The organism is Streptomyces sp. NPDC040622, from assembly GCF_055593965.1.
The window spans coordinates 466,415-487,480 of sequence record NZ_JBVIXD010000009.1 but is presented as its reverse complement, the minus strand read 5'-3'; the positions used below and the strand labels follow the sequence as shown (position 1 = coordinate 487,480).

The window sequence follows — 21,066 nt, the reverse complement described above, 5'->3', positions numbered from 1 at the left end:
GCGCTTCGGTTCCTGGCTCCGCCTGTGCCGTCCGCCGCCGCTACTTCACGACCGTGAGCGGCAGGAGCTTCTTGCCGGTGGGGCCGATCTGGATCTGCGTGTCCATCTGCGGGCAGACGCCGCAGTCGAAGCACGGGGTCCAGCGGCAGTCCTCGACCTCGGTCTCGTCGAGCGAGTCCTGCCAGTCCTCCCAGAGCCAGTCCTTGTCGAGACCGGAGTCCAGGTGGTCCCAGGGCAGGACCTCCTCGTAGGTGCGCTCGCGGGTCGTGTACCAGTCGACGTCCACGCCCACCTCGGGCAGCGTCTTCTCGGCGCACCGCATCCAGCGCTCGTACGAGAAGTGCTCGCGCCAGCCGTCGAAGCGGCCGCCCTCCTCGTAGACGGCGCGGATGACGGCGCCGATGCGGCGGTCGCCGCGCGAGAGCAGGCCCTCGACGATGCCGGGCTTGCCGTCGTGGTAGCGGAAGCCGATCGAGCGGCCGTACTTCTTGTCGCCGCGGATCTTGTCGCGGAGCTTCTCCAGGCGGGCGTCGGTCTCCTCGGAGGAGAGCTGCGGGGCCCACTGGAAGGGCGTGTGGGGCTTCGGCACGAAACCGCCGATGGAGACCGTGCAGCGGATGTCGTTGGCGCCGGAGACCTCGCGGCCCTTCTGGATGACGTTCATCGCCATGTCGGCGATCTGCAGGACGTCCTCGTCGGTCTCGGTGGGCAGGCCACACATGAAGTACAGCTTCACCTGGCGCCAGCCGTTGCCGTACGCGGTCGCGACGGTGCGGATGAGGTCTTCCTCGGACACCATCTTGTTGATGACCTTGCGCATGCGCTCGGAGCCGCCCTCGGGGGCGAAGGTCAGGCCGGAGCGACGGCCGTTCCTCGTCAGCTCGTTGGCGAGGTCGACGTTGAAGGCGTCCACGCGGGTCGAGGGGAGGGACAGGCCGATCTTGTCCTCCTCGTACCGGTCGGCGAGGCCCTTGGCGACGTCGGCGATCTCGCTGTGGTCGGCGGAGGAGAGCGAGAGCAGGCCGACCTCTTCGAAGCCGGTCGCCTTCAGGCCCTTGTCGACCATGTCGCCGATGCCGGTGATGCTCCGCTCCCGCACGGGACGCGTGATCATGCCGGCCTGGCAGAAGCGGCAGCCGCGGGTGCAGCCGCGGAAGATCTCCACGGACATGCGCTCGTGGACGGTCTCGGCGAGCGGGACCAGGGGCTGCTTGGGGTAGGGCCACTCGTCGAGGTCCATGACGGTGTGCTTGGACACGCGCCACGGCACGCCGCTGCGGTTGGGCACGACGCGGCCGATGCGGCCGTCGGGGAGGTACTCGACGTCGTAGAACGCCGGGATGTAGACCGAGCCCGTCCTGGCGAGGCGGAAGAGGACCTCCTCGCGGCCGCCGGGGCGGCCCTCGGCCTTCCAGGCGCGGATGATCTCCGTCATCTCCAGGACGGCCTGCTCGCCGTCGCCGATGATCGCGGCGTCGATGAACTCGGCGATCGGCTCGGGGTTGAAGGCCGCGTGGCCGCCCGCGAGCACGATCGGGTCGTCCAGGGTGCGGTCCTTGGACTCCAGCGGGATGCCCGCGAGGTCCAGGGCCGTCAGCATGTTGGTGTACCCGAGCTCGGTGGAGAAGCTGAGCCCGAAGACGTCGAAGGCGCCCACCGGGCGGTGCGAGTCGACCGTGAACTGCGGCACCCGGTGCTCGCGCATCAGGGCCTCCAGGTCCGGCCACACGCTGTAGGTGCGCTCGGCGAGCACACCCTCGCGCTCGTTGAGGACCTCGTAGAGGATCATGACGCCCTGGTTGGGCAGCCCCACCTCGTACGCGTCGGGGTACATGAGCGCCCAGCGGACGTCACAGGAATCCCACGGCTTGACGGTGGAGTTCAGCTCACCGCCGACGTACTGGATGGGCTTCTGCACATGCGGGAGCAGAGCTTCGAGCTGTGGGAAGACCGATTCGGCAGACATCGCGGACCTTCATGAGCTGGCAGGGGTGACCATCAAGCGTACCCCGGCGTTCAGCTGCCCAGTGCCGCCCGCAGTTTCGGCCTCGACGCCTTGGCCCACACCTCGGGCAGCTCCCGCTCGCGGTCCGCCCCTGCCGCTTCCTCCTGGCCGTACAGAAGTCCCCAGGTGAACGCGGACTCCCCGGCCATGTGGGCCTGGATCGCCAGGGCGCGCAGGGCCTCGCGCGCGACGACGCTGTCCTGGTGGTCGCCGAGCACGCTCTGGACCGCCTTCATCCTTCCGGCGAACCGCCGGGCCGGCCTGCCGAGCGCCGGAACCGCCGATTCGCCCGCGTACCGGGCGCGCTTGGCGGCCTTGCGGGCCTCGTGCAGGGCGGTGTCCCGCTCATGGCCCGGGGGCAGTCCCAGGGCGTGCTCGACGCGGGTGGCCAGGCGTTTGTAGTCCTTGAGCGCGGCCTTGCGGAGCGCCTTCGCGGGGGGCGCGGCGGCGGCCGGGCGCAGCGGGGGCGCGGCGAGCAGGGCGTCGAGGGTGTCCAGGAGCGCGAAGTAGCGCTCGCTGTCGAGCACGGCGACGGTCCTGCGGCGCGAGCCGGTGCCGCGGGCGACGGTCCAGATGCGCAGCCGGCCGTGCACCGGGCCCAGGAGGAGGGTCCGGGGCACGTCGTCGATACGGGTGGTGAGCCGCTCGGTGAGGACCTCCTGGTCGCGGTCGACGCCGAGCTCGCCCGCGAGCCACTTGAGCTCGTCGCCGACGGGGTCGGTGACCGTGCGGTCCAGGAGCGTGCGGTACGACGTGAAGGCGCTGCGCATCCGGCGGGTGGCGACCCGCATCTGGTGCACGGAGTCGGGCAGGTCACGGCGGACGGCGGGGTCGAGCGAGACGATCGCGTCGCGCTGGGCGCGCAGGTAGGCGAGGACGTGGTCGCCCGCGGTGCCGGGCCCCTCGCCGACGGCCGCGTGCACCGCTTCGGCCACGGCCCCGCTCTTGCCTGCCTTCCCGCCGGTGCCCGTGGCGGTCTCGGGGGCGGCCTTGGTCACCCGGTTCTTCTCCGGCTCGGTCCGCGCCAGTGCCCTGGCGAGCTTCGAGGACGACGAGGAGCGCCGCACGCCCGCCTTCTTGAGCTTCTTCTCGACCTTGTCGAGGAGCGCGGGGTCGCCGCCGTCCGCCAGTTCCGCCTCGATCTCGGTCCAGGCGGCGGTGCCCGCTCCCCCGCTGAGCCGCTCGGCCCGCACCCGGTCGACGCTGACCTCGGCGAGGAGGCCGCCGTCCGCGTCGAGGAGGTGGCACAGGGTCCGCGCGGACCGCAGCCGGACGACGGGAACGAGGGCGGCCTCGCGCACCCGGGAGCGCACGAGGCCGAAGAGGGCGGGGGGCACGGCGTCCGAGAGCGGGGCGTGGATCTCGTCGCGCACGCCCTCCGCGAGCGAGACGGGCAGTTTCAGGTGCCAGCCCGCGTCGGCGCCGCCGGTGCGGCGCCGCAGGGTGACCGAGGCGGCGGCCAGGCGTTGGTCGGGGGTGTCCCAGTAGACGGCGTCCAGGTCGACGACGCCTTTGTCGACGGTGTCCGCGACACCGGCCACGCCGGACAGGTCGGGCAGTGCCGCGTCCGCCCCGACGTCGTACTTCCGCTCGATCTCGCGCTTCGTCTCCGCCATGAACCGAATCTAGACGCGCGGGACGAATCTGGGCAGTCCCCCCGCTCCGGCCGGCACAGGACCTACGCGGACATCGGCCGTTGCACCTTGATCGACTGGAGCAGGCCGACGGCCACCCAGACCGCGAACATCGAGGAGCCGCCGTAACTGACGAAGGGCAGCGGAAGACCCGCGACCGGCATGATGCCGAGGGTCATGCCGATGTTCTCGAAGGCCTGGAAGGCGAACCAGGCGATGATTCCGGCGGCGACGATCGTGCCGTACAGCTCGGTCGTCTCGCGGGCGATGCGGCAGGCGCGCCACAGGACGACGCCGAGCAGGAGCAGGATCGCGCCCGCGCCCACGAAGCCGAGCTCCTCGCCCGCGACGGTGAACACGAAGTCGGTCTGCTGTTCGGGGACGAACTGGCCGGTGGTCTGGGAGCCCTTGAACAGGCCGGTGCCGGTCAGGCCGCCGGAGCCGATGGCGATGCGCGCCTGGTTGGTGTTGTAGCCGACGCCCGCCGGGTCGAGGGCGGGGTTGGCGAAGGCGGCGAAGCGGGCGATCTGGTAGTCGTCCAGGACGCCGAGCTGCCATATGGCGACACCGCCGGCGACGCCCGTGCCGATCAGCCCGAACACCCAGCGGTTGGAGGCGCCCGAGGCGAGCAGCACGCCGAGCACGATCATCGCGACGACCATGACCGAGCCGAGGTCGGGCATCAGCATGATGATCATGATCGGTACGGCGGCGAGGCCGAGGGCCTGCACGACCGTGCGGTGGTCGGGGTGCTCCTTGTCGCCCGCGTCGACGCGGGCGGCGAGCAGCACCGCCATGCCCAGGATGATCGTGATCTTGCAGAACTCGGACGGCTGGAGCGACTGGCCCGCGATCACGATCCACGCGTGGGCGCCGTTGATGGTGGCGCCGAGCGGGGTCAGGACCAGGAGCACCAGGAAGACCGAGACGCCGTAGAGGATCGGCACGGCGGTGCGCAGCGTGCGGTGGCCCAGCCAGATCGTGCCCGCCATCAGGCCGAGGCCGATGCCGATGTTGATGATGTGCTTGACCAGGAAGGAGTACGGGTCGTCGCCGACGAGTTCCGTGCGGTTGCGGGTCGCCGAGTAGACGAGGGCGGAGCCGATGCCGGAGAGCGCGAGCGCGGCGAGGAGCATCGGCCAGTCGAGCCGGCGCACGATCGAGTCGCGGGCCAGGAGCCGGGACATGCTGGAGCGTTCGGGTCCGTATCCCGAGACGGAGAAGCCGTTGCCGGTCATGGACTAGTCCCGCCTCCCGTTGGCCGGGGCACCGGCCAGCTCCTGCAGCTCGGCCGGCGGCTTGGGCGCCTCGGGCTTGTACGGCTTGATCTTCGGGGAGTCGATGGAGCCGTCGTTCTCGATCTTCGGCAGGTTCTTCTGCGGTTCGGGCAGGAGCGCCTTCTTCTTGTCCTGCTTGCCGCTCTCGTCCAGGCCGTAGATCGCGTCGTAGATCTTGCGGACGGCGGGTCCCGACGCACCGGAACCCGTACCGCCCTGGGAGATCGTCATGACGATCGAGTAGTCCTTGGTGTACGTCGCGAACCACGAGGTGGTCTGCTTGCCGTAGACCTCGGCGGTACCGGTCTTGGCGTGCATCGGGATCTTGTCCTGCGGCCAGCCGCCGAACCGCCACGCGGCCGTACCGCGCGTCGCGACGTCCGCGAGGGCACCGTCTATGTCCTTCTGCAGCGCGGCGTTCATCGGCAGCTTGCCGTGCGACGTCGGCTTGAGCTCCTGGACCTGCTTGCCGTCCGCGCTGACGATCGCCTTGCCGACGGTGGGGTCGTACAGGGTGCCGCCGTTGGCGATGGCGGAGTAGATCGTGGCCATCTGGATCGGCGTGACGAGGGTGTCGCCCTGGCCGATGGAGTAGTTGACGGAGTCACCGGCGCGCATCTTCATGCCTTCGAGGCAGTTCTCGTACGCGATGCGCTCGGCGTACTCGCCGCTCTTCTTGCCCTGCTTGCACCAGGCGTCCTTGTTGGCCTTCCAGTAGTCCTTCTTCCACTGGCGGTCCGGGACGCGTCCGGTGACCTCGTTGGGGAGGTCGATGCCGGTCTCCTTGCCGAGGCCGAACTGGTGGGCGGTCTTGTAGAACCAGTCCTTGGCGTCCTTCTTCGGCTTGTTGCCGCCGTCCTTGGCCCACTGGTCGTGCGAGAGCTTGTAGAAGACGGTGTCGCAGGAGACCTCGAGCGCCTGGCCGAGGCTGATGGAACCGTGGCCCTTGGACTCGAAGTTCTTGAAGGTCTGGCCGCCGATGGAGTACGAGCTGGGGCAGGGGTAGCGCCCGTTGAACTGGTAGCCCGCGTTGACCGCCGCGGTGGTCGGGATGACCTTGAAGATCGAGCCGGGGGCCGCCTGGCCCTGGATGGCGCGGTTCAGCAGCGGGTAGTTGGACTTCTTGCCGGTGAGCTTGGAGTAGTCCTTGCCGGAGATGCCGCCGACCCAGGCGTTCGGGTCGTACGACGGGTTGGAGGCCATGGAGACGACGCGGCCCGTCTTGTTCTCCATGACGACGACGGCGCCCGCGTCGGCCTTGTAGTTCTCGCCGGTGTTCTTGTCGAACTCCTGGCGGGCCTTCTTCATCGCGTCGTTGAGCCAGTACTCGGAGACGGCCTGCACGCGCGCGTCGATGCTGGTGACGACGTTCGCGCCGGGCTCGGCCTTGTCGGACTTGGCCTTGCCGATGACGCGGCCGAGGTTGTCGACCTCGTAGCGCGTCACGCCTGCCTTGCCGCGCAGCTGCTTGTCGTACGTCCGCTCCAGGCCGGAGCGGCCGACCTGGTCGGAGCGCAGGAACGGCGAGTCGGTGTCCTTGGCCTTGTTGATCTCTTCGTCGGTGACGGGCGAGAGGTAGCCGAGGACCTGGGCGCTGTTGGACTTGCCGGGGGCCGCGTAGCGGCGGACGGCGGTGGGCTCGGCGGTGATGCCGGGGAAGTCCTCGGAGCGCTCGCGGATCTGCAGCGCCTGCTTGGGCGTGGCCTCGTCGGTGATCGGGATGGGCTGGTAGGGCGAGCCGTTCCAGCAGGGCTGCGGCGTCTTGGCGTCGCAGAGGCGGACCTTGCCCTCGACGTCCTTGGTGTCCATGCCGAGCACGTCGGCGAGCTTGCCGAGGACGGCCTTGCCGTCGTCCTTCATCTTCATCAGGTCCGTGCGGGACGCGGAGACGACGAGCCGGGTCTGGTTGTCGGCGATCGGCACCCCGCGGGCGTCCAGGATCGAGCCGCGCACGGCGGGCTGGACGACCTGCTGGACGTGGTTGCCCGAGGCCTCCTCGGCGTACTCGTCGCCGTTGCGGACCTGGAGGTACCAGAGGCGGCCGCCGAGGGTGAGCAGGAGGGAGACGACGAGGATCTGGATGGTGATGAGACGGATCTGGACGCGTGGGGTCCGTCCGGTCTCGGGGATGTTGGTCACTGCTGGTGGTCCCCCCTCTCAGTGTGCGTACGGGCAGTACGTGTACACGCTCAACCTGTGCGGGTGCGCGGGCGCGTGCGGGGCCGGCCGGACGGCGTTCACAGGCGCTTGACCCCCTTGATGCGTCCGGCGCGGGCGACGCGGGCCTTGGCCGCCTTCGCCCGCAGGCCACTGCGCTGGTTGCCGATGCGCAGGCCGGTGCCGGACGAGAGCCAGCCGGCCGAGACGTCGGCCGCCTTGTTGACGGGTGAGTTCTCCCCCAGCGGGTCGTTCTCGGCGCGCCGGGCGAGCGCGATGATCAGCGGCACCGTGAAGGGCGCGAGCAGCAGGTCGTAGAGCGCGGCGGTGAAGAGCAGGCCGACCAGGCCCACGTGGCGGGCGGCGGTGTCCCCGACGAGCGAGCCCACTCCCGCGTACAGCAGGGTCGAGCCGATCGCGGCACCGACGACCACGACGAGTGGCCCGGCGGCGGAGCGGAGACGGCCGCCGTCGGGCTTGGCGAGGCCCGCGAGGTAGCCGATGACGCAGAGCACGAGCGCGTACCGCCCGGCGGCGTGGTCGGCGGGCGGCGCCAGGTCCGAGAGGAGTCCGGCGCCGAAGCCGACGAGGGCGCCGCCGACGTGGCCGTAGACGAGGGCGAGGCCGAGGACGGTGAGCAGGACGAGGTCCGGCACCGCGCCCGGCAGCTGGAGCCGGGCAAGGACGCTGACCTGGATGACCAGGGCGACGACGACGAGGGCGGTGGAGAGCAGGATTCGGTTGAAGCGCATGGGTCCGGTCTCCTACTGCTCGTTGCCGTTGTCGGCGCCGTCGGCCGGGGGCTGTCCCGACGGGGTGGCCGTGACGGTCACCGTCGGGGTCGGCTTGGGCTTGGCGGGCTTGGGCGGCAGGACCGTGTCGCGCGGGTCCTCGCGGGGCGCCTCGACGACGACGCCGACGATGTCGAGCTTGGTGAACCCGACGTACGGCTTCACGTAGACGTTGCGGGTGAGGTCACCGCCCGAGGGGTCGACGCGGACGACCTCGCCGACCGGCACGCCGGGCACGAACGGCTTGTCGCCCTGCGAGCCGAAGGTGACCAGGCGGTCGCCCTTTCTGACCTTGGCCTTGCCGTTGAGCAGCTGGACGGAGAGCGGCCGGTCGCCCTGGCCGGTGGCGAAGCCGAGCTCGTCGGTCGTCTCCATACGGGTGCCGACGGTGAAGTCGGGGTCGTTGGCGAGCAGGACGGTCGCGGTGTTGGGGCCGACCGTGGTGACGCGGCCCACCAGGCCGTCGCCGTTCAGGACGGTCATGTCCCGCTTGAGTCCGTCGTTGGCGCCGGCGTCGATGGTGACGGTCCAGGAGAAGCCCTGGGCCGCTCCTATGCCGATGACCTCGGCTCCCTTGATGCCGTACTGCCCGGCGCCCGCCTTCTTCAGCATGCTGTCGAGCTGCCGCACGCGGCTGTTGTTGCGCGCGTCGCTGCCGAGCCTCGCCTTCAACGCGGCGTTCTGGCGCTCCAGTTCCGCGATGCGGTTGTGGCGCTCGCCGGAGTCGCGGACCGCGCCGATGGCGTTGCCGACCGGGTCGACGGCGGAGGACATTCCCTCCTCCACCGGACCGAAGACGGTGGCGGCGGCCTGGCGGGCACCGTCGACCGGTGAGTCCTCGCCGCCGCGGATGTCCACCGTGATCAAAGCGAACGCGATGGCTACCAGCAGCACCAATAGCAGCCGGCTCTCTCGTGTGTCCCTCACGTGCGGCGGCGTGCCTTCCTCAATCGGATTCCGTGGAGTCTGCGGAATCCACGGTGTTCTGGGGAATTGTCGTGCCTTGCCTCTATATCAACGATCCGCCGCACGAGAGGGCAGGCACTCGTACGGCGGATGTTTCGCGTCAGATCATCTGCGCGGCTGGGCGTCGAGCACCTGCTGCAACGCCTCGAACTCCTCGACGCACTTTCCGGAGCCGAGCGCCACGCTGTCCAGCGGGTCCTCGGCGATGTGGATCGGCATGCCGGTCTCCCGGCGCAGCCGCTCGTCGAGGCCGCGCAGCAGGGCGCCGCCACCGGTGAGAACGATGCCGCGGTCCATCACGTCACCGGAGAGCTCCGGCGGACACTTGTCGAGGGTGGTCTTGACCGCGTCGACGATCGCGTTGACCGGCTCCTCGATGGCCTTGCGGACCTCCGCGGCGGAGATGACGACGGTCTTGGGCAGCCCGGAGACCAGGTCGCGGCCGCGGATCTCGGTGTGCTCGTCGGCGTCCATGTCGTACGCCGAACCGATGGTGATCTTGATCTGTTCGGCGGTGCGCTCGCCGAGGAGGAGGGAGTACTCCTTCTTGATGTGCTGGATGATCGCGTTGTCCAGCTCGTCGCCCGCGACGCGGATCGACTGTGCCGTGACGATTCCTCCGAGCGAGATGACGGCGACCTCGGTGGTGCCGCCGCCGATGTCCACCACCATGTTGCCCGTGGCCTCGTGGACCGGCAGGCCGGAGCCGATGGCCGCCGCCATGGGCTCCTCGATGATGTGCACCTGGCGCGCGCCGGCCTGCGAGGAGGCCTCGATGACGGCGCGGCGCTCGACGCCCGTGATGCCGGAGGGCACGCAGACGACGACGCGCGGGCGGGCGAGGTAGCGCCGCTTGTGGATCTTCAGGATGAAGTAGCGGAGCATCCGCTCGGTGATCTCGAAGTCGGCGATGACGCCGTCCTTCAGCGGCCGCACGGCAACGATGTTGCCCGGCGTGCGGCCGATCATCTTCTTGGCTTCGGCGCCCACCGCGAGAATGCCACCGGTGTTGGTGTTGATCGCGACGACGGACGGCTCGTTGAGCACGATCCCCCGACCCCTGACGTACACCAGCGTGTTGGCGGTCCCGAGGTCGACAGCCATGTCACGGCCGATGAACGACATGTTGTTCCCCATGAGGATGCGTCTGGCCTTCCCTAGTGGAGCGTGTGATGGCTTTTTAGGTAGGCGAGGTGGGTGCTGTGTGGCAGTGGAGGCTTCCATCGTAGTCTCGGCTGCGCGAACACGGCGCTAGGGTCTTCGCCATTGTCAGCAGATGATGGGTCGCCTCGCCTTTGGAGACGTGCCATCGGGGGCATGCGTTCCCCCAATGGGGGTGCATATGCCAAAAGGACGGCCGAATTGCTCCGGCCGTCCCCGGTCGGACGCGACCCCGTTCTGACGGTGTGTCAAGAAAATCTGACGAAGTCTTTCCGTCCCGATCTCCGTGGCGGTCAGGCGACGCCCGGGAAGAAGATCTTGAGCTCGCGCTCGGCGGACTCCTCGGAGTCCGAGGCGTGGATCAGGTTCTCCCGGACGATCGTGCCGAAGTCGCCGCGGATCGAGCCGGGCGCGGCGGCGATCGGGTCGGTCGGACCCGCGAGCGCGCGCACGCCCTCGATGACCCGCTCGCCCTCGACGACCAGCGCGACGACAGGACCGGACGCCATGAAGGCGACCAGCGGCTCGTAGAAGGGCTTGCCCTTGTGCTCGCCGTAGTGCTGCTCCAGGGTCTCCTGGTCCAGCGGGCGCAGCTCCAGCGCGGAGATCGTCCAGCCCGCCTTGCGCTCGATGCGGCCGATGATCTCACCGATCAGGCCACGACGGACGGCGTCGGGCTTCAGCAGGACGAGGGTGCGCTGGCTCATGTGCGGCTCCAAGCAGGTTCGTACGATCACGTGGGATGACCGGCACGATACCGCCGTACGAGGGGCATCCGTGCCGCAGGTCGGCCGGGGCCGCCCCGCTCCCGCGGTCTCAGGCCGGGTCCGCCTCGGCCTGCGCCGCGAACCGGGCCTTCGCCTCGTCGATCTGCCGCCCGAAGTGCACCGACGCCCACCACAGGGCGGCGAACACGGCACCGAGGAAGAACATCGTCGGCACCACGAAGCCGCTGGCGATCAGCGCGAGCTGCAGGGCCCAGCCGAGCTGCACACCACCGGGCCGGGTGAGCATTCCGCAGAGCAGGAGGCTCAGCAGCATCGCGATACCGCAGACCGTCCAGACCGTGCCCATGGACAGGTCCTCGTCCTTCATGGCGACCAGGCCCGCGAAGCCGATCACGAAGAACTCGCCGATCAGCGTCGAAGCACAGAGCATACGCACAGGAATCAGCCCCTCCCCAGGAGCAGTCGGGCCTCGCCGACCGTGATGACGGAACCAGTGACGAGTACGCCTCCGCCCGCGTACTCCCCCTCTTCCTCGGCGAGGGTGATCGCCGCCTCCAGCGCGTCGTCCAGACGCGGCTCGACCTGCACGCGGTCGTCGCCGAAGACCTCCACGGCGATTCCGGCGAGCGTGTCCGCGTCCATCGCGCGATGGCTGGAGTTCCGCGTGACGACGACCTCGGCGAAGATCGGCTCGAAGGCCTCGAGGAAGCCCTTCACGTCCTTGTCGTCGCTCGCGCCGACCACGCCGATCAGCCGGCTGAAGTCGAAGACCTCGCTGATCGCCGCGGCGGTGGCGCGGGCGCCCGCCGGATTGTGCGCGGCGTCCAGGACGACGGTGGGCGAGCGGCGCACCACTTCGAGGCGGCCCGGCGACGCGACCGACGCGAAGGCCTTGCGGATCGTGTCGATGTCCAGCGGGCGCGCGTGCTGCGAGCCGATGCCGAAGAACGCCTCGACGGCGGCGAGCGCCACCGCCGCGTTGTGTGCCTGGTACTCGCCGTGCAGCGGCAGGAAGACCTCCTCGTACTCCCCGCCGAGACCGCGCAGGGTCAGGAGCTGGCCGCCGACCGCCACCTGGCGGGCCACGACGCCGAACTCCAGGCCCTCGCGGGCCACCGTCGCGTCGACCTCGACGGCCTTCTTCAGGAGGACCTGCGCGGCGTCCACCGGCTGCTGGGCCATGATCACCGTGGCGTCCGGCTTGATGATGCCGGACTTCTCCTTGGCGATCTCGCCGGGCGTGGAGCCCAGGCGGTCCGTGTGGTCCAGGTCGATGGGGGTGATGACGGCGACCGAGCCGTCGATCACGTTCGTCGCGTCCCAGCTGCCGCCCATGCCGACCTCGACCACGGCCACGTCCACCGGGGCGTCCGCGAAGGCCGCGTACGCCATGCCGGTGAGGACCTCGAAGAAGGAGAGGCGGTACTCCTGCTGGGAGTCGACCATCTCGACCATCGGCTTGATGTCGTTGTACGTCTCGATGAAGCGCTCGGCGTCCAGCGGAGCGCCGTCCAGGCTGATCCGCTCGGTGATCGACTGGACGTGGGGCGAGGTGTACCGACCGGTGCGCAGCTCGAAGGCGGAGAGCAGCGCCTCGATCATGCGGGCCGTGGACGTCTTGCCGTTCGTCCCCGTGATGTGGATCGAGGGGTACGCGCGCTGGGGCTCGCCCAGGACGTCCATGAGGGCGGCGATACGGGTGACGGACGGCTCGAGCTTCGTCTCGCCCCAGCGGCCCGCGAGCTCCGTCTCCACCTCGCGCAGTGCCTTGTCCACCTCCGGATCGGAGGGGCGCGCGGGGACGTCGCTCTGGGGCGGGCCCCCCTGGGTGCGCAGGGTGCGGCTGCCCGCCTCGATCACCGCGAGGTCGGGGTCCCGGTCCGTCTCGGCACCGACGATCTCGTCGAAGGAGTCGTCGGCGGATCGGCCGGCAGGGTCGTTGTCGGCGTGGTCGTCGTGCGGGGGGAGATCACTCACGTACGCCAGTCTACGGAGCGGCGCCGACACTCGCCCTCAGGACCTTCGTCAGGACCTTCGGCCCGTCCGATTCGGGACCTTGGTCCCTCCGCTCGGGCGGCCCGCCGGGCAAACTTGGCGATCATGGACATAGGTATCGACCTCGGCACTGCGAACACCCTCCTCTACGTCCGCGGCCAGGGCATCGTGCTCAACGAGCCGTCCGTGGTCGCCGTGCGCGAAGGCAAGGGCGGGGTGCTCGCCGTGGGGGCGGAGGCCAAGGAGACCATCGGGCGCACGCCCGGGTCCATCACCGCCATCCGTCCCCTGCGGGACGGCGTGATCAGCGACTACGAGGCCGCCGAGGAGATGATCCGGCACTTCGTGCGCAAGGCCGTGCCGGGACGCAGGCCCCGTATCCGCATGGTCGTGTGCGTGCCGAGCGGAGTCACGCCCGTCGAGCGGCGCGCGATCGTGCACGCCTCCCAGCGGGCCGGGGCGCGCGCCGTGCACCTGGTCGAGGAGCCCATGGCGGCGGCCATCGGGGCGGGGCTGCCCGTCGCCGAGCCGCGCGGGTCGATGGTCGTCGACATCGGCGGCGGCACGAGCGAGGTCGCCGTCATCTCGCTCGGCGGCATCGTCACCGCCCAGTCCCTGCGGGTGGGCGGCGACCGCCTCGACGCGGCCATCACCGACTTCGTGCGCAAGGAGCACTCGCTGCTCGTCGGCGAGCGCACCGCCGAGGACATCAAGGTCGCCATCGGGTCGGCCTGGCCGGTGCCGGGCGAGGACGCCCTGGAGATGCGGACGTTCACCGTGCGGGGCCGCGAGAAGGTCGGCGGACTGCCCAAGACGGTGGACCTCACGGCACGTGAGGTCCGGGCCGCGCTCGACGAGCCCGTCGAGCAGATCATCGCCGCCGTCAAGACGACCCTGGAGGAGTGCCCGCCGGAGCTGTCCGGCGACATCATGGAGCACGGGATCGTCCTCACGGGCGGCGGCGCGCTGCTCCCCGGCCTCGACCTGCGCATCGCCTCCGCCACGGGGATCCCTGTCTTCGTGGCCGAGGATCCGCTGGACAGCGTGGCGATGGGCTGCGGCAAGTGTGTCGAGGACTTCGACGGCCTGGAGAGGGTCATGTCGGCGGCGTGACGCCCCGGGGCCGGGCGACTGCCCCGGGGCCGGGGGACTGCCCCGGGGCCGGGCGACTGCCCCGGGGCCGGGCGACTGCCCCGGGGCCGGGGGACTCTCTTGGGGGGGTGCGTTGGGCTCGCCACCGTGGAGGGCGTCCCTGTACCGCTAACTGCGCGGCGGATCTTCCCACCCGTCCACCCACCCGTTTGCCGGGCGGGCAGGAATCAGCCCACCCCGCCCCGCGCCCGCGGCCCCGGTTCACCCGACGCCAACGTCGCCCGCACCTCGTACACCCCACCCCGCGGCCCCGCCGCGAACGTGCCGCCCACCGCCCGCACCCGCTCCGCCATTCCCGTGGTGCCGGTCCCCGCGGAGACCGGAGCGGCGGGCGGGGCCGTGCGGGGCAGCGGGTTGCGGACCGTGATCTCCAGGCGGCCGCCCCGCAGGCCCACGTGGACCTCGACCGCCTCGCCCGGCGCGTGCTTCGCCGCGTTGGTCAGGCACTCCTGGACGACCCGGTGGACCGCCGCCTGACGGAGCGGTGAGAGGCGGTGGGCCGCGTCGTCCACCAGGAGGTCCACGGGACTGCCCGCGCGCCCGCTGCGTTCGGCGAGTTCGGGGAGCGCGTCGAGGCCGGGGGTCGGGGCACCGTCCGTGCCGCGCTGCACGATGATCTCGTTCAGCATCCGGTGCGCACTGCGCGCCGTCTCCGAGAGCTCCTCGAAGTCACCCTCGAACGTCCCGCCCGCGGCCCGGCGCGCCAGCACCTGGGAGCGCACGCTCAGCAGGGTCAGTTCGCGGCCCACGAAGTCGTGCACGTCCCGCGCGATGCGGGTGCGCTCCTGCTGGACGGCGTGCAGCGTGTCCGTCTCCGCGCGCTGCACGGCCAGCGCGCGGACCAGGTCCTGCCGGTTCGCCGCGACGCCGACGCCCGCCGCGAGCACGCCGATCGGGACGACCAGGCTCAGGAACGACGCGAGCGTGTCCCCCCGGTGCACCGGCCAGCCGGGCAGGTTGAACATCACGTACGCGAAGGCGACGTAGCCGACGACGCCGAGCGTGCCCGCGACCCGGCCCCGATAACGGCCCAGGGAGTAGAGCGCGAACTGGGCCAGCGTCAGCTCGTGCAGCCAGCTCAGGAAGAAGAGCGCGACCGCGAACGTCAGCCAGGGCGTCCTGCGCCGCAGCAGCAGCGAGGACGCGCCGGCCGCGAGGGCCAGGACGGCGAGCGGGCCGTTGAGGGAGTTGTCCGCCTCGGCGAGGCCGGGGACGTCCAGGCTCATCAGCGCGAAGGCGCTCAGCGCCGTGAGCACGTCCAGGGCGCGCGGCTCCTGCGACCAGCGCCCGCAGAGGCGGCCGGCCGTGGCCGCCGCCTGGCGTATCGCCTGGGCGGCGGGCCGGTTGCGCATACTTCCATCATCCAAGGTCTTTCGGCCCGTTCCACCGGACTTACGTCCTTGTCTTGGTGATATGCCGCACCCCGGGACGTTGCGGGTGATCATGGTCGAGTCGTCCGGACGTGCGCACAACGGGTGTCCTTTCGGCGCGGCTGCCCGGCCCGGACGCCCACCGGGGGTCAAATCGGACCATGTGGTATGCCCAGAATCCCGCCAGGCGGACCCATCAGCTCGCCGGCGACGCCGGGGTCCTCCTGTGGACCGCGCTGTGGGCCGCCGCCGCCGTCATCGCGTACCGGCTGGCCTGTCTGATCGCCCTCCCCCGCGCCCTGCAGCAACACAGTGCGCCGCTGCCCCTGGTCGGCGGCCGTGTCGACAGCGTGCTGCGGCGCGTCGTCGGCGCCGTCGACGCCATGGACCCGGTGGTCGTCCGCACCGCCGTCGCCGTGGGTGCCCTCGCTCTCTTCGTCGTCCCCGTCGGCCTCGTCCTGAGCGCCTGGGTGCCGCGCAGGCTGCGCTGGATCCGGCAGGCGGGCGCCGCCCGGGACCTCGCCGCCTGTGACGACGGCCGCGAACTGCTCGCCCTGCGCTCCCTGCTGCGACCGCTGCACGAGGTCGCCGTCACCGCGTCGGAGATCCCGGACGCGACGCCGGGCAGCCTCGCCTGGGGCTGGCGGCACGGCGACCCGGAGACGCTCGACGCGCTGGCCGCGGCGGAGCTCGAACGGCTCGGCCTCGACCTCACTTCCCCACCGGCCGCCCCCGACGTCATCGGCGTCCCGGAAGGCTCAGGCGTCCCCGAAAGCTCCGGCGGCTCCGACACCTCCGACGGCTGCGACAGCTCCGGCGCTCTCGACGGCCCCGGCAGCCCTGCCGTCCCCGTCGGCCCCGTCGGCCCCGTCGGCCCCGTCGGCCCCGGCAGCCCTGCCGTCCCCGGCACCCCCGTCACCCGCCCCGTCCCCGCCCAGGCCACCGAGGCCCCCGAGACCGCCACCGACCCGGTCGGATAGGACGGCCGTGCCCCAGACCCCGCGGCTGACCTCGCAGCTCGCCGAGGCCCTGCTCCAGGCGGTGCCCGAGGGCGCGCTGCTGGTCGGCGCCGACAACCGGGTGGTCGCCGTCAACCAGCAGCTCATCGAGCTGGCACGGCTGCAGGACGTCGACACGTCCCCTGGCGTACCGGTCGGGACGCTGGCCGCGGCCGTCGCGGAGCAGCTGCCGTCGGGGAGCACGGCCCTGCGCCAGCTCAACCGCCGCCAGTTCCCGCGGACGGCCGAGGTCCGTTTCCTCGACGGCCGGGTCGTCAGGACCAACCGCCGGCCGATCGACGTGGCGGGCGAGCGCATCGGCTTCCTCTGGCTCGCCGAGGACATCACCGAGCAGCGGCGCCGCGAGAACGACCTGCGGCGCCACGTCCACACCCTGGGCGACCTGGCCCGCGAGCGCTCCGAGTTCGCCGCCCGCGCCTCGCACGAGCTGCGCACCCCGCTCGCCACCATCCTCAGCTTCTGCGAGCTGCTCGCCCCGCCGTCGGGCGGCCCGCTCTCCGCGACGCAGGGCACGTACCTGGACACCATCCGGCGCAACGCACAGCGCATGCAGGAGATGGTCGACGGACTGCTGCACGCCGCCTCGGGCGCGCGCAGCCGCCCGGAGGCGTCGTACGCACGGGTCGACATGGCCCGGCTCCTGGGGCGCCTCACCGGCGAGCTGCTGCCGCGCGCGCAGGCCGCGGGGATCTTCCTGGTCCACGACCACGAGCCGGGGCCGCCCGCCTTCGCCGACCGCGGCCAGCTGGAGAACGCCCTGGCCGCGCTGCTCGACAACGCCGTGAAGTTCACCCCGCCGGGCGGCACCGTCACCGTCACCGCCCACCCCTACGACGAACCGGAAGGCACCGGCTGGGAGATCTCCGTCGCCGACACCGGTATCGGCGTCCCCAAGGAGTTCCAGGAAGAGGTCTTCACCGAGTTCGTACGCGCCCCCAACGCCCGTCGCGGCGCCTACCCCGGCACCGGCCTCGGTCTCTCCGCCGTCCGCGACACCGTGCGGCTGCACGACGGGCACATCGCCCTGCACGGCGGGGAGGACGACGGGACGGCCGTGGTGGTCAGGCTGCCCACGGGGCGCCCCTCCCCCGCCGAGCCCGGATGACGTGTCTGCTCGTCGTCGAGGACGACCCCGACCTCGGAGTGGCGCTGCGCGCCGTCCTGGACCGGGCCGGGTACGAGACGCTGCTCGCCGAGGACGGGCAGGCCGCGCTGCGCCTGCTCTTCGCCGAACGCCCCGCCCTGATGGTCCTCGACCTGGTGCTGCCCGGCCTCGACGGCTGGGAGGTCCTCGACCGCACCCGGGACATGACGGACCTGCCCGTCCTCATCCTCTCCGGCCGCACCAGCCCCGCCGAGCGGGTACGGGGGCTGCGTGCCGGCGCCGACGACTACGTGACCAAGCCCTTCGACACTCAGGAGCTGCTGGCCCGCATCGAGGCGCTGCTGCGCCGCAGCCGGCCCGACCAGTGGCGCGGCGACTATGTGGAATCGGGCCTGCGCATGGTGCCGGAGCGGCGGTCGGCGGTCTGGCAGGGCCAGGAGATCCGGCTCAGCGACATCGAGTACCGGCTGCTTCAGGTGCTCGTACGCAACCGGGGGCGCGTCGTCACCACCGAGCAGCTTCTCGATCTGGTGTGGGACGCGCCCGACGGGGCGGGGCGGGAGCGGGTGAAGTTCGCGGTGCTTCGGTTGCGGCGGCGCCTGGCGGTGGGGGCGGGAGCGGGGTCGGGGTCGGAAGCGGGGGTGGGGGTGGAGGATCCGTTGGAGTCCGTGCGAGGGCTCGGGTACCGGTACCGAGGGACCCACTAGCGTTCCCTCGCTCTCCTCGCTTTTCCCTGCGGGGCGGTGGGGGCTTGTTGCGCCGTTCGCCGCGCCCCCGGACGGGCCCCCGTCGGAGCTCGGCCGCGGGACGGTGGGGGCTTGGTGTGCCGTTCGCCGCGCCCCCGGACGGGCCCCCGTCGGAGCTCGGCCGCGGGTCCGTGGGGGCTTGGTGTGCCGTTCGCCGCGCCCCCGGACGGGGTCCCGGGGCCCGCCCCCCAGGACCAAAGTCCTGGACCAACGTCCTGGGTCCGGCAATTCGGCCGCTCGCAACCGTTGCGCAACCGAACGCGATCCGCGGCTGCAACCTTTGCCCCGCACTCTCCTGGACGTACCCCGTATGTCCCGTTTCTCCTGGAGTGCTCCGCGTGATCATCCACCCCGTCGCCCACCGGCTCCCCGCAGGCAGCGTCGCCGTCGTGCTCGGTACGCGGCCCGAGCTGGTCAAGCTCGCGCCCCTGGTGCGGCTGCTCGGTCCGGCGGCCCGGCTGATCCACACCGGGCAGCACTACGACGACTCCCTCTCCGGCCGCTTCCTCGCCGAGCTCGGGCTGCCCGAGCCCACCCTGCTCGACGGCGTCGGCGGGCAGGCGCGTGCCGTGCAGATCTCCGCCGCGCTCGCCCAGCTGGACACGGTGTTCGCCGCCCGGCCGCCCCGCGCCGTCGTCGTCCAGGGCGACACCAACGCGGCCCTGTCCGGCGCGCTGGCCGCCAACGCCCGCGACATCCCCCTCGTCCACATCGAGGCCGGCCTGCGCAGCCACGACCGCGCGATGCCCGAGGAGCACAACCGCGTCCTGATCGACCGGCTCGCGGACGTCCTGTGCGCCGCCACCGAGGAGAACCGCGCCCACCTCCTCGCCGAGTCCGTCCCCGCGGACCGGATCGCCGTCACCGGCAACACCGTCGTCGCGGCCGTCGCCGACGCGCTGCCCTCCCCCGCCGAGCGCGCCGCGCTGCTCGCCTCGCACGGTCTCACCCCGGACGCGTACGTCCTGGCCACCGTGCACCGGCCCGAGAACACCGACGACCCGGCCGCCCTCCAGGCCGTCCTCACCGAACTGGCCTCGCTCGCCGAGCGGTTGCCCGTCCTGGTCCCGCTGCACCCGCGCACCCGCGCCCGCGCCGAGTCCGCCGGGCTCGGTCACCTCCTCGCGCCGCTCACCGCCCTGCCCCCGCTCGGCCACGGCGAGTTCCTCGCGCTGGCCCGGCACGCGGCGCTGCTCGTCTCCGACTCCGGCGGCGTCCAGGAGGAGGTCACCGTCCTCGGCAGGCCGCTCGTCGTCGTGCGCCGGTCCACCGAGCGCCCCGAGGCGATGGCCGCGGGCTTCGCCGAACTCGTCGCGCCGGGACCGGAGATCGGCCGTGCCGCACGGCGCAGGCTCGACGAGGGCGCGGCCGGACTGCGCCGCCTGGCCGCCGCCCCCAGCCCCTTCGGCGACGCGCACGCCTCGCAGCGCATCGTCGAGCTCCTGGCCGGCCTGGTGGCCGACGGTGCCGAAGCCCAGCTGCGCGCTGTGGCCTGACTTCCGCCCTCCCCCCCGGCCCCTCCCCTCCCCACGTCCTGGACTCCCGATGCTGACGTTCGACCGGCTCCTCTTCCTCTTCCCCTTCGTCCTTCTCACCTGCTTCCTCCTCTACTGGGCGGGCGCCCGGTACTCCTACCGGCGCCGCCCCGCGGCCGAGGCCGGTGACGCCGCCGCCTTCGCCTGGCACTTCTTCGTGCCCTGCCGTGACGAGGAGACCGTCGTGGGGACCACCGTGTCGCGGCTGCGCGCGGACTTCCCCGCCGCGCACGTGTGGGTCGTCGACGACGCCAGCGAGGACCGGACGGCCGCCGTCGTCGCCTCGCTCGCCGAGGACGACCTCCGCGTCCACCTGGTGTCGCGCCGCAGGCCCGACGCCCGTATCGGCAAGGGCGCGGCCCTCAACGCCGCCTACGCCCAGCTGGACGACTTCCTGCCCGGGGACACCGACCGGTCGCGGGTCGTGGTGTGCGTCGTCGACGCCGACGGGCAGCTCTCCCCCGACGCGCTGTCCGCCGTCAGCGGTCCCGGCGGCTTCGGCGACCCGGAGACGGGCGGGGTGCAGGTCAGCGTGCGCATGCGGAACGTCGACGAGCCGCGTCCGCTGCCCGGGCGCGGCCGTGCGGCGAACGCCCTGGCCCGGCTCCTGGTCCGCATGCAGGACATGGAGTTCGCCGTCTCCAACGCGGCCATGCAGCTGCTGCGCGCCCGCACCGGATCCGTCGGGCTCGGCGGCAACGGCCAGTTCACCCGGCTCACCGCCCTCGACCGGATCGCGGCCGCCGAGCGCCGCCCCTGGCAGCGCGACGCGCTCCTGGAGGACTACGAGCTGGGCCTGCACATGATCCTGGGCGGCTACCGGGTGACGCACATCGCCGACACGTACGTCTCCCAGGAGGGCCTGCCGCACGCCCGCCGCTTCCTGACCCAGCGCACCCGCTGGGCGCAGGGCAACCTGCAGTGCGTGCGGTACGCGCCGCGCATCATCGGCTCACGGCACTACTCGGGGCGCGGGGTCCTGGAGACGCTCTACACCTTCGTGCAGCCCCTGGCGCACGTCGCGAGCCTGGTGCTGACCGTGCTGCTCGTGGCCGCGCTGGCCCTCGGCCGCGCCCCGCTTGCGGCGGCGCTCGGCGCCTGGCCGCTGGTGCTCGCCCTGTGCCTGCTCTCGGTCCTGCCGTTCGCGCTCTGGGGCCCGGTCTACCGCAGGGACTTCGCGCCCGACCGCTCCTGGCTGGTGGGCCTGTTGTGGGGTTTCGCGCTGTGGCTGTACGCGTACCACGTCTTCGTCGTCTCGGCCCGCGGCTTCCTGCGCGTGCTGCGCGGCAGGAACGGCTGGGCCAAGACGCGGCGCAACGCGGAGGCGGTCGGCGCGGGGCCGGTGGCCACGGAGGCGTAGCGGGTACGGAGGCGGAGCGGCACGGAGGCGTAGCGGGTACGCGAAGGCCCCGGGACCAGTGGCGG

The 21,066-nt window shown here is 71.9% G+C and carries 17 protein-coding genes; 6 read left to right on the top strand and 11 right to left on the bottom strand.

Translation table 11 applies throughout. The annotated features are described in order from the left end of the window. Window positions 1–40 precede the first annotated feature (40 nt). The 10 genes from ACZ592_RS27765 to folC all read right to left on the bottom strand — a co-directional run bounded on the left by ACZ592_RS27765 (window position 41) and on the right by folC (window position 12,696). Entirely contained in the window at window positions 41–1,966 is a 1,926-nt protein-coding gene (locus ACZ592_RS27765) for a TIGR03960 family B12-binding radical SAM protein (protein WP_471584356.1), read from the bottom strand. A gap of 50 nt (window positions 1,967–2,016) precedes the next feature. Next, window positions 2,017–3,621, bottom strand: coding sequence for a CYTH and CHAD domain-containing protein (locus tag ACZ592_RS27760; RefSeq protein ID WP_471584355.1), 1,605 nt, complete (start codon window positions 3,619–3,621; stop codon window positions 2,017–2,019). A 62-nt stretch (window positions 3,622–3,683) separates the two neighbouring features. After that, window positions 3,684–4,877 carry a rod shape-determining protein RodA gene (gene rodA, locus ACZ592_RS27755; RefSeq protein WP_471584354.1) on the bottom strand — a complete coding sequence of 398 codons (1,194 nt, stop codon included), beginning with the start codon at window positions 4,875–4,877 and terminating at the stop codon, window positions 3,684–3,686. Window positions 4,878–4,880: 3 nt separating this feature from the next. Beyond that, complete coding sequence (gene mrdA / locus ACZ592_RS27750) at window positions 4,881–7,055, bottom strand: penicillin-binding protein 2 (protein ID WP_471584353.1); 2,175 nt, start codon at window positions 7,053–7,055, stop codon at window positions 4,881–4,883. Window positions 7,056–7,153: 98 nt separating this feature from the next. Next, entirely contained in the window at window positions 7,154–7,825 is a 672-nt protein-coding gene (gene mreD / locus ACZ592_RS27745; RefSeq protein WP_471584352.1) for a rod shape-determining protein MreD, read from the bottom strand. A 12-nt stretch (window positions 7,826–7,837) separates the two neighbouring features. After that, on the bottom strand, window positions 7,838–8,791 hold the full coding sequence (gene mreC / locus ACZ592_RS27740) for a rod shape-determining protein MreC (protein ID WP_471584351.1): 954 nt from the start codon (window positions 8,789–8,791) through the stop codon (window positions 7,838–7,840). Between the two features lie 144 nt (window positions 8,792–8,935). Then, on the bottom strand, window positions 8,936–9,955 hold the full coding sequence (locus tag ACZ592_RS27735; RefSeq protein WP_030362602.1) for a rod shape-determining protein: 1,020 nt from the start codon (window positions 9,953–9,955) through the stop codon (window positions 8,936–8,938). 329 nt (window positions 9,956–10,284) lie between these two features. Further along, window positions 10,285–10,698 (bottom strand): nucleoside-diphosphate kinase, encoded by a 414-nt coding sequence (ndk, locus tag ACZ592_RS27730; RefSeq protein ID WP_471584350.1) that lies wholly within the window; start codon window positions 10,696–10,698, stop codon window positions 10,285–10,287. Between the two features lie 109 nt (window positions 10,699–10,807). Beyond that, a complete protein-coding gene (locus ACZ592_RS27725) occupies window positions 10,808–11,155 on the bottom strand; it encodes a DUF4233 domain-containing protein (RefSeq protein ID WP_471584349.1) in 348 nt (115 codons plus the stop codon). 5 nt (window positions 11,156–11,160) lie between these two features. Then, window positions 11,161–12,696: a bifunctional tetrahydrofolate synthase/dihydrofolate synthase gene (gene folC / locus ACZ592_RS27720; protein WP_471584348.1), complete on the bottom strand. Its 1,536-nt coding sequence runs from the start codon at window positions 12,694–12,696 to the stop codon at window positions 11,161–11,163. A gap of 123 nt (window positions 12,697–12,819) precedes the next feature. On the opposite strand from folC, the gene ACZ592_RS27715 reads away from it, so the two are divergent. Next, complete coding sequence (locus ACZ592_RS27715) at window positions 12,820–13,827, top strand: rod shape-determining protein (protein ID WP_471584347.1); 1,008 nt, start codon at window positions 12,820–12,822, stop codon at window positions 13,825–13,827. 206 nt (window positions 13,828–14,033) lie between these two features. Here the strand turns inward: ACZ592_RS27715 and ACZ592_RS27710 are convergent, their stop codons facing one another. Beyond that, complete coding sequence (locus ACZ592_RS27710; RefSeq protein WP_471584346.1) at window positions 14,034–15,218, bottom strand: sensor histidine kinase; 1,185 nt, start codon at window positions 15,216–15,218, stop codon at window positions 14,034–14,036. A 179-nt stretch (window positions 15,219–15,397) separates the two neighbouring features. Here ACZ592_RS27710 and ACZ592_RS27705 point away from each other — a divergent pair, with 179 nt between their 5' ends. From ACZ592_RS27705 to ACZ592_RS27685, 5 genes are all read left to right on the top strand, one after another. Continuing rightward, window positions 15,398–16,216 (top strand): hypothetical protein, encoded by an 819-nt coding sequence (locus ACZ592_RS27705; RefSeq protein ID WP_471584345.1) that lies wholly within the window; start codon window positions 15,398–15,400, stop codon window positions 16,214–16,216. Between the two features lie 7 nt (window positions 16,217–16,223). After that, complete coding sequence (locus ACZ592_RS27700) at window positions 16,224–17,360, top strand: sensor histidine kinase (RefSeq protein ID WP_471584344.1); 1,137 nt, start codon at window positions 16,224–16,226, stop codon at window positions 17,358–17,360. Beyond that, window positions 17,357–18,067, top strand: a complete 711-nt coding sequence (locus ACZ592_RS27695; protein ID WP_471584343.1) for a response regulator transcription factor — start codon at window positions 17,357–17,359, stop codon at window positions 18,065–18,067. The genes ACZ592_RS27700 and ACZ592_RS27695 overlap by 4 nt, the downstream gene beginning before the upstream one ends. 383 nt (window positions 18,068–18,450) lie before the next feature. After that, window positions 18,451–19,602 (top strand): non-hydrolyzing UDP-N-acetylglucosamine 2-epimerase, encoded by a 1,152-nt coding sequence (gene wecB, locus ACZ592_RS27690; RefSeq protein WP_471584412.1) that lies wholly within the window; start codon window positions 18,451–18,453, stop codon window positions 19,600–19,602. 49 nt (window positions 19,603–19,651) lie between these two features. Next, entirely contained in the window at window positions 19,652–21,001 is a 1,350-nt protein-coding gene (locus tag ACZ592_RS27685; RefSeq protein WP_471584342.1) for a glycosyltransferase, read from the top strand. Window positions 21,002–21,066: the final 65 nt, after the last annotated feature.